Source organism: Corynebacterium sp. ACRQK (assembly GCF_022345965.1).
Classification (GTDB): Bacteria; Actinomycetota; Actinomycetes; order Mycobacteriales; family Mycobacteriaceae; genus Corynebacterium.
In genome coordinates this window covers 1-12,992 of record NZ_JAKRMU010000012.1, presented here as the reverse complement: position 1 = coordinate 12,992, position 12,992 = coordinate 1, and the positions used below count along the sequence as shown (strand labels likewise).

8 protein-coding genes are annotated in these 12,992 nt (G+C 62.8%); 3 read left to right on the top strand and 5 right to left on the bottom strand.

Features of this window, described 5'->3' with window-relative positions; all coding sequences use genetic code 11:
* Window positions 1-231: 231 nt before the first annotated feature.
* Together MHX63_RS10190 and MHX63_RS10185 are read left to right on the top strand one after the other, a co-directional pair.
* A complete protein-coding gene (locus tag MHX63_RS10190) occupies window positions 232-1,650 on the top strand; it encodes an acyl-CoA dehydrogenase family protein (protein ID WP_239388676.1) in 1,419 nt (472 codons plus the stop codon).
* A gap of 58 nt (window positions 1,651-1,708) precedes the next feature.
* Complete coding sequence (locus MHX63_RS10185) at window positions 1,709-2,917, top strand: acyl-CoA dehydrogenase family protein (protein WP_239388674.1); 1,209 nt, start codon at window positions 1,709-1,711, stop codon at window positions 2,915-2,917.
* A gap of 72 nt (window positions 2,918-2,989) precedes the next feature.
* Here the strand turns inward: MHX63_RS10185 and thiD are convergent, their stop codons facing one another.
* The gene (gene thiD, locus MHX63_RS10180; RefSeq protein WP_370644103.1) at window positions 2,990-3,889 is read right to left on the bottom strand and encodes a bifunctional hydroxymethylpyrimidine kinase/phosphomethylpyrimidine kinase; all 900 of its coding nucleotides are present in this window, start codon (window positions 3,887-3,889) and stop codon (window positions 2,990-2,992) included.
* A gap of 91 nt (window positions 3,890-3,980) precedes the next feature.
* Complete coding sequence (locus MHX63_RS10175) at window positions 3,981-5,741, bottom strand: AMP-binding protein (protein ID WP_239388672.1); 1,761 nt, start codon at window positions 5,739-5,741, stop codon at window positions 3,981-3,983.
* Window positions 5,742-6,220: 479 nt separating this feature from the next.
* Here MHX63_RS10175 and MHX63_RS10170 point away from each other — a divergent pair, with 479 nt between their 5' ends.
* Entirely contained in the window at window positions 6,221-8,878 is a 2,658-nt protein-coding gene (locus tag MHX63_RS10170) for an ATP-dependent Clp protease ATP-binding subunit (RefSeq protein ID WP_239388670.1), read from the top strand.
* 28 nt (window positions 8,879-8,906) lie between these two features.
* On the opposite strand, the gene MHX63_RS10165 is transcribed toward MHX63_RS10170, so the two are convergent.
* The 3 genes from MHX63_RS10165 to MHX63_RS10155 all read right to left on the bottom strand — a co-directional run.
* A complete protein-coding gene (locus MHX63_RS10165) occupies window positions 8,907-10,304 on the bottom strand; it encodes a lipase family protein (RefSeq protein WP_239388668.1) in 1,398 nt (465 codons plus the stop codon).
* 41 nt (window positions 10,305-10,345) lie between these two features.
* Complete coding sequence (gene brnQ / locus MHX63_RS10160) at window positions 10,346-11,815, bottom strand: branched-chain amino acid transport system II carrier protein (protein WP_239388666.1); 1,470 nt, start codon at window positions 11,813-11,815, stop codon at window positions 10,346-10,348.
* 157 nt (window positions 11,816-11,972) lie between these two features.
* Window positions 11,973-12,992, bottom strand: a 1,020-nt coding sequence (locus MHX63_RS10155; RefSeq protein ID WP_370644189.1) for an A/G-specific adenine glycosylase, incomplete at its 5' end; no start/stop codon positions are given.

Below are 12,992 nucleotides of genomic sequence, written 5' to 3'. Positions count from 1 at the left end.
AGGCTGAAGGGGGGGATTTTTCGGGGTGCGCGCCTGCGAAAAGCGGGCGCGGGTTGCTCGAAAACTGAGGGGGTAGCTGGCGTGTAGCTCGCCCGTGTGGGTGTAAATCAATCAATATTTTGGCCCAAAATGTGATGCGCGCCATTATGCTGGTTTATGCTAAGTACATAATTATCCGCACATGCAGATATGAGATTTGCGCTGACAACCAGTGAAAGGTAGCCGCACGAAATGAGCGACCGAAGCAAGCGTGCCGATTCAACTCCTGGCCTGAACAACATCAAGCGAGACGCAATCGGTACCGTCATGGGAGTCTTGACGAAGTTCACCGGCTCCGACCTGGCAGAGAAGTACGGTCTGAGTAAGAAGGTGGATCGCGTTGCCTACCAGTCCACCAAGACCGGCATGCGCACCCTCGGTGCCGTGAACCGCCAGTTCAAAAAGATCAAGGGCTCCGGCAAGCCGGTACGCCTGGCCAACCAGACCACCGATGAGAACAACCAGCCAGTCCCAACCGAGGCACCGGCACCGGGCAAGGCACCGTTCGACTTGACCCCGACCGAGGATCAGGAAATGATCGTCGCAGCCGTGCGCGAGTTCGCCGAAGAGCGCCTGCGCCCGACTGCTCACGACCAGAATGAGGCATCCGAGCCGGCAGAAGGCCTGCTGGAAGCTGCCGCTGAGCTGGGCGTTGCCCTGATCAACCTGCCGGAAGAGTACGAAGGCATTGCCTCCGCCTCCGGTGCCACCACCAACGCCCTGATCGCCGAGGCCCTGGCATTCGGCGACATGGGCCAGGCCGTCGCCATCCTGGCGCCGGCTGGCGTAGCCAACGCCATCACCAACTACGGTGACGACTCTCAGCAGAAGACCTACCTGCCGGAGTTCGCGGGCGAGTCCGTCCCAGCTTCCGCAGTGGTCGTCTCCGAGTCCCGCCCGCTGTTCGACCCGTTCACCCTGCAGACCACCGCCGTCCGCGAGGGCGACGACATCGTCATCAACGGCGTGAAGACCATGGTTCCGAACGCCGGCAAGGCCGAGCTGTTCGTCATCGCAGTGAGCCTCGACGGCGAAAACACCTTCGTGATCGTCGAGTCCGACACCGACGGTCTGGTTGTTGAGGCTGATCCGTCCATGGGCCTGCGCGGCGCCGCCCTGGGCCGCCTCCTGCTGAAGGACGTCCGCGTTCCCGCCAGCCAGCTGCTGGGTGGCAAGGACCTGCCCGCCGACGAGCGTAAGGAAAACTACGCGGAGATCATCCGCCGCTCCCGCCTGGGCTGGGCTGCACTGGCAGCCGGCACCGGCGAGGCCATCCTCGAGTACACCAAGAAGTACGTCAACGAGCGCGAAGCATTCGGCGAGCCGATCTCGCACCGCCAGGCAGTGGCCTTCATGGTCGCCAACCTGCGCATCGAGCTCGACGGCCTGCGCTTGATCCTGCTGCGCGGTGTTTCCCGCCTGGATCAGGGCCTGTCCTTCAACCGCGAAGCCGGCCTTGCCCGCCGCTACGCATCCGACAAGGGCATGGTCATGGGCCTCGACGGCGTGCAGCTGCTCGGTGGCCACGGCTTCACCAAGGAGCACCCGGTCGAGCGCTGGTACCGCGACATGCGCGCCATCGGCATCGCCGAGGGCGTAGTCGTCGTCTAACCCCGCCACAATTCGAATCCATATCGAATAAGCACAAGGAACTTGAAGGAACCACATCATGATTAATCTGGAACTCCCCAAGCGTTTGAAGGCGGGCCAGAACCAAGCGCACCAGGCCGCCGCCGAAATCTTCCGCCCCATCTCCCGCAAGTACGATCTCGCGGAGCACGAGCGCCCCGTCGAGCTGGACACCATGGCCAGCCTGGTCGAAGGCATGGCAGATGCCGGCCAGACCATGGCCGGTGCCTCCGGTGGCCGCGGCGATGACAAGAAGAAGACTGAGGGCGTCAAGAATGGCGGCAATATGGCCTCCATCCTCAACGTCATCGAGACCTGCTGGGGCGACGTGGGACTCACCCTGTCCATCCCCTACCAGGGTCTGGGCAACGCAGCTGTAGCAGCCGTCGCCGATGACGAGCAGCTCGAGCGCTTCGGCAAGATCTGGGCCGCCATGGCCATCACCGAGCCGCAGTTCGGCTCCGACTCCGCAGCTGTTGCCGCCACCGCCAAGCTGGATGGCGACGAGTACGTCCTGAACGGTGAGAAGATCTTCGTCACCGCCGGCGAGCGCTGCACCCACGTTGTCGTCTGGGCATCCGTCGACAAGTCCGCAGGCCGCGCAGCCATCAAGTCTTTCGTCGTCCCGCGCGATACCCCGGGCTTCGAGCTGGTCCGCCTGGAGCACAAGCTGGGCATCCGCTCCTCCGACACCGCGCACTTCATCCTGGATAACGTCCGCATCCCGAAGGAGAACCTGCTGGGCTCCCCGGAGGTGGACACCAAGAAGGGCTTCGGTGGCGTGATGGCCACCTTCGACAACACCCGCCCGATGGTTGCTGCCATGGCCGTTGGTGTTGCTCGCGCTTCCCTCGAGAAGCTGCGCGAGATCCTCGCCGACGCAGGTGTGGAGATCGATTATGACGCCCCCGCGTGGAACCAGCCCGCAGCTGCCAGCGAGTACATTCGCCTGGAGAGCGACTGGGAAGCTGCATACCTGATGACCCTGCGCGCAGGCTGGATGGCTGACAACAAGCAGCCGAACAGCAAGGAGGCCTCCGAGTGCAAGGCGAAGGCCGGCCGCATGGCTACCGACCTGACCCTGCGTGCGGTCGAGATCGCTGGCGCTTACGGCTACTCCGAGCGCGACCTGCTGGAGAAGTGGTCCCGCGACTCCAAGATCCTGGACATCTTCGAGGGCACCCAGCAGATTCAGCAGTTGGTTGTTGCCCGCCGCGAGCTGGGTCTTTCCTCCAAGGAGCTCAAGTAGTAGCTGGCTGCGCGAGAGCGCAGGCAGCGGCTACGCTGCGCGCCTGCCTCCCGCGCCTAGCTACCTAGCTGCCTAGAACAGGCGCACCGAGTGATCAACGGGGCCATGGCCTTTACCGACTAGCAAACGGTCGGCATTGGCGATGGCCTCGTTGAGCCATTTAGTAGACCAATCCAGCGCATCCTCTAGCGAATCACCCGCGCCCAGCCGAGTGGCTAGGGCCGAAGACAAAGAACACCCCGTACCGTGGGTGTTTTTTGTTTCCACGCGCGGGGAGCTGACCTTGTGCGTCTTCCCGGCAGGGGATACTGCAATGTTTCCGGCCTCCGGTCCATCCAGGTGACCCAGCTTTACGATGACGGTGGTGTCGGTTTCCTGCGCCCACTTCGCGGCAATGTCCACCGCCTGCTGCTCGCTGGTGGCCAGTTCGGTCTTGGCCAGGAGTGCTAGTTCGGGGAGGTTCGGCGTCACAACCGAAGAAGCGGCAGCGAAGTCCCGCAGTGCGTCCTCGGCGTCCGCAGTGAGCAGCCGGTCGCCCGAGGAAGCCACCGCCACCGGATCCAGCACCGTCGTGACCTGGTGATTCTGCAGGTAATCGCGGATCGTCTGGATGGTCTCCGTGTCGCCGAGCATGCCGATCTTCACGGTATCGACGGTGACGTCGTCGAACACGGAATCCAGCTGCGCCCGAAGGAAATCCAGTGGGGGAGTGTGGATCTCTCGCACGCCCTGCGTGTTCTGCGCGACCAGCGCGGTGATGACGGACATGCCGTAGCCGCCCGCCGCCATGATGGACTTCAGGTCTGCCTGCGCGCCCGCTCCGCCTGTTGGATCGGTGCCGGCGATGGACAGCACGCGGGGGCGGAGGGGGCTGGGTTCGCTGGGGCTTGGGCTGCTAGAGCTGGCTGGGGTGGCCGAGTTGTTGGGGCTAACGGAGCTGTTGGGGTTGATGTTGGAGCTGTTGTTGGTCATGCCCCTCATTATGGCGCATCTACTTGCGCCCGCTCCCTCAGTCAGTTGGGATACCCCTCTACGGGATCGGTAACTACGAGGGGACTACTGGCTAAGGCTGTGGCAGCTCGCGCGGAACCACCTTGCCCACAGCGTTGCGAGGGAGCTTGTCTAGGTAGACGAAGTAGCGCGGCACACTGTGGCGAGCCAGGTGAGCCTTGACCTCCGTCTTTGTCTTCTGTTCAAACTCCGCCTTCTCCTCGTCGGTCAGTTCGGCAGCGGTCTTGCCCTCCGGCACGACCCATACGCACAGCGCCTGGCCAAACTCCGGATCCTCTACGCCACGCACGGCGGACTCGGCGACGCAGTCCATGGAGTTAATCACGTCCTCGGTCTCCTGCGGGAAGACATTCTCTCCACCGGAGACAATCATGTCGTCGCTACGGCCGGAAATGAACAGCAGGCCTTCGTCGTTGTAGTAGCCCAGGTCTCCGGTGGCGACCATGCCGTCGATGATCTCCTTGTCGGAGCCGGGGCGGGTGTAGCCCTCGAACAGCATGTCATTCTTCACGAAGATGCGTCCGATTTCGCCGTTCGGCAGCTCCTTGCCGTTATCGTCCAGAACCTTCAGCGTCGTTGCCATCGGCGGCTTACCTGCAGTGTTGATGTGCTTGCGCAGCTCTTCCGGGGTGGCGATGGAGGCCCAGCTGACCTCCGTTGAACCGTAGAGGTTGTACAGCACGTCGCCGAATTTCTCCTGCGTCTCGCGCACTACCTTCGGTGGCAGCGCCTCGCCGGAGGTGGCGATGATCTTCGTGCCAGAGTTGAAGTTCTCCGGCACGACCTCCAGCATGCGGCGCAGCATCGTCGGCACCATTGCGATGGTGTACGGGCGGTTCTTTTCGATCAGCTTCACGGCAGCTTCGGGGGAGAAGCGGCGCTGCATGATCATGGTGTTGCGCAGCGCTAGCGCCAACTGGATCTGCGCGAAGCCCCAAGTGTGGAACATTGGTGCGGAGAGGAATGATGGCCGGTGGTGGCGCATCGGGATGCGGCTCATGATGGAGGAGGCCGGCATGTACGTCTTCGGCTCTGGTCGGCGCGCGCCCTTCGGAGTGCCGGTGGTTCCGGAGGTCAGGATGATGGTGCGCCCCTGACGCGGGCGGGCGGGAATGGAGAGGTTCTCTGGGGTGGTGCTCAGCACCTCGTGCAGAGAGGGCCAGTCTTCGCTGCGGGTCGCGTAGTCGCCACTGTCGATCGCATCCCGAACATTGGAGGCCTTCTTTAGGGCTTCCTCTGCCTCGCGGGTGAGTCCCAGCGTGTCGCCGTTCTCCCAGGCCACGACGACCGGGCAGGCGTCGAAGTCCTTCGGCAGAAGCGGCAGGAACTCCTCGTCGATGAACAGGATGTCGATCTTTTGTTCCTTTAGCACAGCCTGGGTCTGCTTTGCTGACGCCCCAGTGTTGAATAGCACAATGTCCGTACCCAACCGACCGTGTGCGCACAGGGTGAGGATGAATCCGCGGTGGTTACGGCACAGCACGCCGATGCGGTCGCGCTCGCGAATGCCGGTGCGGAAGAGGGTTTGCGCCAGGGTGGTGGACTGCTCGTGCAGTTCTTGGTAGGTCATCGAGCCGGCGTCGTCGATGATGGCCGTGTGGTACGGGTCGCGCGCGGCGCCGATGGCCAGTAGGCCAGCGGGTAGGAAGCTCCACTGGATGATTCCCTTGAGGGCCTTGCCGGCTGCGACGGGACCCATAGACCCCAGGACGCCCGATTTGAACAGGGGCAGTGTGCCTTTAAGAAGTGTGCCGGCGGTTCCAATCTGGTCAGTGAGGGAGGGCTTGGGCAACTGGGCTGCTGCTGCGTTCATTTCTGGGTGACTCTCCTTGGATTGGTCTCTCTGAGCTGGTTTCTCTGAACTGTTTTTCTGAGGCGGTTCATTGGGCGGTATTGCCGGGGTGGAATCCCCGGGGGTCTTCTTGAGGTGCCTTTCCCGACGGGCCCCTTGTGCGCCACCGCAGTGAGCCTTAGTGGTGTGCATCACTTTAATGTTTCTGGGTTAAAAAGTTCTCGGTTTGAAAAAATAACTATGAGGGGACAGGTTGTGGGGGAGTTGGGAAACAGGGGTCTATAGGGGGCGTTCGCTGACGGCGTACAGTGTGAAAAAACTAGGCCGGTATTGCCTGTTGACCTGCTGATATGTGGGTAGTTGAGGCTGAGGTGGCGTCGGAATAGAGCAACAACAACACAGTGTTGTGTGAAAGGCGATATGAGTTGTCCACGCTCACGGCTAAGGTGGGCAACATTGGCGAATACGCAAGCTACATCTTTTGAAAAAGGGAGCACACCATGTTCGAGAGGTTCACGGATCGCGCGCGCCGCGTCGTTGTGTTGGCGCAGGAGGAAGCACGCGCGCTGAATCACAACTACATCGGCACCGAGCACATCCTGCTCGGCCTAATCCAAGAGGGCGAAGGTGTCGCAGCGAAGGCTCTGGAATCCATGGGCATCTCCCTGGATGCCGTGCGCACCGAGGTTAAGGACATCATCGGTACCGGTGGCCACCCGCCGAGCGGCTACATCCCGTTCACCCCGCGCGCCAAGAAGGTATTGGAGCTCGCGCTGCGCGAAGCGCTGCAGCTGGGCCACAAGTACATCGGCACCGAGCACATCCTGCTGGGCCTCATCCGCGAGGGTGAAGGCGTGGCGGCGCAGGTGCTGGTCAAGCTCGGCGCGGATCTGTCCCGCGTGCGCCAGCAGGTAATTCAGCTGCTCAGCGGCTACGAGGGTAACGAGGAAGAAAGCGGTGGCGGAGAGCCCGCTACCGCCGGCGTGGGCAGCAGCCCGGAGGGTGCACCAAGTCGCCCGGGTCAGAAATCCAACTCCCTGGTACTGGACCAGTTCGGCCGTAACCTCACCCAGGCAGCGAAGGACGGCAAGCTGGACCCGGTCGTGGGGCGCGAGAACGAGATCGAGCGCGTAATGCAGGTGCTGTCTCGCCGCACCAAGAACAACCCAGTACTGATCGGCGAGCCCGGTGTGGGTAAGACCGCCGTGGTCGAGGGGCTGGCGCTGGATATCGTCAACGGCAAGGTGCCGGAGACTTTGAAGGATAAGCAGCTGTACTCCCTGGATCTGGGCTCCCTGGTGGCGGGTTCCCGCTACCGCGGTGACTTCGAGGAGCGCCTGAAGAAGGTGCTGAAGGAGATCAACCAGCGCGGCGACATCATTCTGTTTATCGACGAGATCCACACCCTGGTCGGCGCAGGTGCCGCTGAGGGTGCGATCGACGCTGCCAGCATCCTAAAGCCGAAGCTGGCCCGCGGTGAGCTGCAGACTATTGGTGCAACCACCCTGGACGAGTACCGCAAGCACATCGAGAAGGACGCCGCGCTGGAGCGCCGCTTCCAGCCTGTACAGGTTCCGGAGCCTTCCGTGGAGCTGACCGTGGAGATCCTGAAGGGTCTGCGCGACCGCTACGAGGCGCACCACCGCGTATCCATCACCGACGGAGCGCTGAAGGCTGCAGCCCAGCTGGCGGACCGCTACATCAACGACCGCTTCCTGCCGGATAAGGCTGTGGATCTGATCGACGAGGCCGGTGCCCGCATGCGCATCAAGCGCATGACCGCCCCGAAGGCCATCCAGGACATCGACGACAAGATCGCCGAGGTGCGCCGTAAGAAGGAGGCCGCCATCGACGACCAGGACTTCGAGAAGGCAGCAGCTCTGCGTGACGACGAGCGCAAGCTGGGCGAAGAGCGCGCGGAGAAGGAAAAGGCCTGGCGTGCCGGCGAGCTGGACGAAGTCGCCGAGGTGGGCGAGGAGCAGATCGCCGAGGTTATGGGCACCTGGACCGGCATCCCCGTGTTCAAGCTCACCGAGGAAGAGTCCACCCGCCTGCTGCACATGGAAGACGAGCTGCACAAGCGCATCATCGGCCAGGACGATGCTGTCAAGGCTGTCTCCCGTGCCATCCGCCGCACCCGCGCCGGCCTGAAGGATCCGAAGCGCCCGTCCGGCTCGTTCATCTTCGCCGGCCCGTCCGGTGTGGGTAAGACCGAGCTGTCGAAGGCGCTGGCCGAGTTCCTGTTCGGCGACGATGACGCGCTGATCCAGATCGACATGGGCGAGTTCCACGATAAGTTCACAGCATCACGCCTGTTCGGTGCGCCTCCGGGATACGTCGGCTACGACGAGGGTGGCCAGCTGACCGAGAAGGTCCGCCGCAAGCCGTTCTCTGTGGTGCTGTTCGACGAGATCGAAAAGGCCCACACGGAGATCTACAACACCTTGCTGCAGGTGCTGGAGGACGGTCGCCTTACCGACGGCCAGGGTCGTATGGTGGACTTCAAGAACACCGTTCTGATCTTCACCTCCAACCTGGGCACCAGGGATATCTCCAAGGCCGTGGGCATGGGCTTCAGCGCCTCCGGCGAAGCCGACGAGGACACGCAGTACGAGCGGATGAAGCAGAAGGTCGACGACGAGCTGAAGAAGCACTTCCGCCCGGAGTTCCTGAACCGCATCGACGACATCGTGGTCTTCCACCAGCTAACTCGCGAGCAGATCGTGCAGATGGTGGACCTGCTGCTGGGGCGCGTGCGCACCGCGCTGGAGGCAAAGGACATGGGTCTGGAGCTCACCGAGCAGGCGAAGTCCCTGCTGGCCAAGCGTGGTTTCGACCCGGTACTGGGTGCCCGCCCGCTGCGCCGCACGATCCAGCGCGAGATCGAGGATCACCTGTCCGAGAAGATCCTGTTTGGCGAGATCGGCGCCGGCGAGATCGTCACCGTCGACGTCGAAAACTGGGACGGCGAGTCCAAGGGCGACGATGCGAAGTTCGTCTTCGACACCAAGCCCAGGCCGCTGCCGGAGGTCGGCGAGGATGACCTCTCCGCCGACGAGGCCCAGGAGGTGGTGTCTGTCGCCGCCGAGGGCAACGTGCCGGAGGATAAGGACTTTGACGCCGCAGACTCCAGCGACGACTGGAATCAGAAAGGCTAACTAAGCCTTTTGGGCTGGGTCTTATTGACTAAGCCTTGTTGAACTGCACTGGGCGATCGTGGATCACGTTATCTACCCAGTCCAGGGCAGGCAGCAGGTGCGTGATCATCGGCACCATGTGGTCGCCTAGTGGGAACGTGCGCGGGATATTGTGTTCTGCGTAGTTCACCTTTGTGCCACCCTCCGCCCACTGGCGGGCCATACGGCGGCTCTGCTCAACCGGGATCGTGTCATCGTTCGTGCCATGGCCGACGTACACAGGAACCTGGGGTGGGCGGCTGCCGATGCGTTGGGCGTCAACAAGCTTCTTGAACGGCTCCTGCTCCAACAGCTCCGTGAGTGACTCGCCGTTCTTCGTCAGTCTGCGCGTATCCGTATAAGCGTGCCGCGCGAGGGATTCGGGGATGCACTCGCTGGCGGTCCGGCGGACGAACTCCTTGCCCTTGTCGTTCATCTTCTCCTTCACGGCATCGCGGATCTCCGGGTTTGAAACGAGGAAACCATTCAATGTGTAGCCCAGGGCGGCGGCCAGTGGGCCGTTGTCGATGGCGGTGGCAGTCATAGCCAAATCCGCCGGCACTCCACCTGCGTAGCCCGCCTTCAGGTTGATCTCCGGGGCGTAGGTGTGAGCCAGTTCCAGGGCTGCAGCGGAGGAACCCCCGCCCTGCGAGTAACCCCACACCGCCACCGGCGCGGCCTTCGGTACCCGAGGCATGTTCTTTGCCGCGCGAGCCATGTCCAACGTGGCGTTGCCCTGATCCACACGGTTCATGTACGTGTGCTGTGCCGGGGTGCCCAGGCCGTTCAGATCTGTCAGTGCGACGGCCCAGCCGCGGGAGAGTGCAGCGGCGACGGGCGCTGCCTCGTACTCCAAGCCCATCGGCAGTAGCTTGCCCGGAGCGCAGGCATCGCCGCTGCCCTGGGTGCCCGGAGCCACGACCAGCAGTGGGCGTTCCCCGCCGCCGGTGTAAGGAGCGCGGGGAATCAGCACCGTGCCAGTGACGGGCACGGTCTCGCCACGGGAGTTGGTGGAAACGTAGGCCACGCGCTGGGCCTCGCTGTTCGTCCAGTCGACGAAGGGGATCCCCAGGGCAAAGTTGCTGGGGGCCGTTTTGATGATTTCCCCTGGCTTGCCCTTTACCTGCAAGGGCAGGGAAGAGTAGAAGCCATCCGGGTCGTAGTTGGGCAGGGAGCCCACTACGGATTTGCCGCTGCCGGTGGCGGCGGCCTTGGAGGCAGATCCCTCGACGGAACCATAGAAGCCGCCGGGTGCAGCGGCGGCGGGCGTCATTCCGGAAGCGGCGATGGCTGCGGGCAGCAGCACTGCGCAGGTGGCGGTTAGGGTTCGGGCGCGCAGGGATCGGGAACGATCAGAGGGAGAACGGTCAGAGGAGGAGCGGTTGGAACTTCTACGAGAAAACGTCATAGGGGAATCTTAAGTGTTATCCCCGTCAGAAGTATTAGGTATTACAAATTAACTTCGCGAAACGGGGCATCCGTTGCGCTGTCGGCGCTGCCTTCGGCATCTTCGGTATCTTCGGTATCCACGTTTGCCGTGAACGGGTCCAGCGCCTCCAGGTCGACTTCCTTGTCCTCGTCATTCGGCACCTTGCGAGTGAGGTCGATGGCCAAGCCGATCGCGGTGAGCAAGACGGTCGGCAGTAGCCAGCCCATGCCTGCATCCATCAGCGGAACCCAGCTCAGGGCATTCTGCAGCGAGTCGACCGGCACGTTAAGGGCGGCCAGGAAGTCGATGAAGGAGAACAGGAAGGCCACGGCTACACCGATGCGGTAAGAAAACACCAGCTTGTGCTGGCGGAACAGCAGGTGCACGTAGGAAAGCGTGATGAGTACGATCGCCGGCGGGTAGATCAGGCCGATCACCGGGCCAGAGACACTCAGAATCTTCTCCAAGCCCAGGTTGGCGATAGCGAGGCCAACGAGGGTCAGGATGGTCGCCCACCAGCGGTAGCTGATGGCCGGAACCAGCTCGTGGAAGAATGTGGATGTCGCTGCGGTCAGGCCAACGACAGTGGTGATGCAGGCCAACAGCACGATCAGCGAGAACACGATTTCACCCGTGTTGCCCATCGTGAGGTGTGCTGCGGAGCTCAGGATTGCCGCGCCATCGCTGTAGCTTTCCTTGTCCGGCATGCGGGCGCCGACTAGGCCGAGGCCCAGGTAGACCAGCATCAGGAAGAATCCCGCGGTGAAGGCTGCCACACCGGAGAGTTTGACGATGCGCTTGTGGTCGGTCTCGCCCTTTTGGCTAAAAGCACTCACGACGATCAGCGCGAAGGCTAGCGCGCCGATGGAGTCCATTGTGAAGTAGCCCTGGGAGATGCCGCTGACCAGCGGGTTGGAGGTGTACTCCTCAGTGGCGGGAATGCTGGGGGAGTTCAGTTTCTGAAGGCCGACGATAGCCAGCACGCCCAGCAGGATCAGCAGCACTGGGGTGAGGGCCTTGCCCAGGGTGTCGACGACCTTGCCGGGCCAGAGTGTCAGCAGGTAGCACACCAGGAAGAAGGCGAACGTTCCCGCCAGGCGCCACCAGCCGCCGGAGAGGTCAAAGGTGGATTCGATGCCCAGCTCGTAGCCAATCGCTGCGGCGCGCGGTACGGCGTAGAGTGCGCCGATGGAAAGGTAGGCAACGATTGCAAAGATTAGGCCAAACAGCGCGCCCGCGCGGGATGCCAGGTCGCGTACACCGTTGCCGGAGATTGCGATGGCGATGACCGTCAGCACCGGCATGAGCACTCCGGTTAGGAGGAAGCCGATCATGGCGGGGGAGAAATTTTCACCGGATTCCACGCCGAGCATGGGAGGGAAAATGAGGTTGCCGGCGCCGAAGAACATAGAGAACAGCATGAGGCCAACAGCCGCCACGGTGGTGGTTGTGTTTGGCTGCTTAGCGGTCGAGGAGGGTGAGGTCGACATAAATCATTCCTAATGTGATCTGGGTAACGTTTATCACTCTAATGCACGTATCCCCGTAGAGCCTAAGCCGGTCAAAACTATTTGCGTTGTGCCCCTATTTCGGGCGGAGATATTGCGGGGTTTTCGCGCTGATTCCGCGCTGATTTCGCGAAGATTTTTAGTGCGGTAGCTGGTACGTCGCGCCGTCGCTGGTTAACAGTCCGTCGTCTAACAGTGATTGCAGGGCCCGCTCGAGCTGCTCGGTTGCGGGCCACAGCAGGTCTATCTCTTTCTTTGTGACGCCACCTTCTCCCGCTTCCCGCAGTAGCCCCATAATCTTTCCACGGACTTGGCGATCGGTTCCCGCGAATTTCTGCACGCGCTGGGCCGCGGCTTTTGCCTCAGCCTCCGTCGGCAGTGGCTTGCCGGCCTGCACCCACGCGCAGTTGTCAATTACGGGGCACTGTTCGCACTCGGGGCTTTTTGCGGTGCAGATCAGAGCGCCGAGTTCCATGAGTGCGGCGCACATTAGGTTCGCGGCGTCTCTGTCTGCGTCTCTAGCGGTATCGGTTCTCGCCCCTGCGCTACTATCCGCACCAGTGCCAGTGCCAGCGCCCGCGTCAGTGGGCTGAGGCCGGGGTGACTGGGACAGTTGGCGTCCAACCAAACGAGGATCCGGATCGACGTGGGGCAGCAACGAGGCCACATCCGCCAAGTCGCGCGCACGGGCGGGGCCTTGCAGGTAGCGACCGTCGACGAGGCGGCGGTAGACGCGGCGCACATTCGTATCCACAACCGGCACGGCCTGACCAAAGGCGAAGGCCGCGACGGCGCGGGCGGTGTAGTAACCGATCCCCGGCAGGGCCTCGAGCTCGGCAATATCGCTGGGCACCTCGCCGCCGTGGCGTTCCATGCAGGCGATCGCGCACTCCTTTAGCCGCAGCGCGCGCCGGGGATAGCCCAGGTTGGCCCACATTTTCAGGATCTCGGAACGCGGCGCCTCGGCCAGATCTGCCGGGGTGGGCCAGCGCTTCAGCCAGGCTCGCCAGAGGGGTATCACGCGGGCGACGGGCGTTTGCTGGCTCATCACTTCGCTCAGCAGAATCGCCCACGGGGTGGTGTCCGGGTGGCGCCACGGCAGATCGCGGGCGTTGCGGGCGTACCAGGAATTCAGCTTGGTGGGCAGGCTGCTGTGCGG

Bases quoted from the DNA above. Each gene is read 5' to 3' on its own strand.
- MHX63_RS10190 (WP_239388676.1), top strand. From the start codon at position 232: ATGAGCGACCGAAGCAAGCGTGCCGATTCAACTCCTGGCCTGAACAAC.
- MHX63_RS10185 (WP_239388674.1), top strand. From the start codon at position 1,709: ATGATTAATCTGGAACTCCCCAAGCGTTTGAAGGCGGGCCAGAACCAA.
- thiD (WP_370644103.1), bottom strand. From the start codon at position 3,889: ATGACCAACAACAGCTCCAACATCAACCCCAACAGCTCCGTTAGCCCC.
- MHX63_RS10175 (WP_239388672.1), bottom strand. From the start codon at position 5,741: ATGAACGCAGCAGCAGCCCAGTTGCCCAAGCCCTCCCTCACTGACCAG.
- MHX63_RS10170 (WP_239388670.1), top strand. From the start codon at position 6,221: ATGTTCGAGAGGTTCACGGATCGCGCGCGCCGCGTCGTTGTGTTGGCG.
- MHX63_RS10165 (WP_239388668.1), bottom strand. From the start codon at position 10,304: ATGACGTTTTCTCGTAGAAGTTCCAACCGCTCCTCCTCTGACCGTTCT.
- brnQ (WP_239388666.1), bottom strand. From the start codon at position 11,815: ATGTCGACCTCACCCTCCTCGACCGCTAAGCAGCCAAACACAACCACC.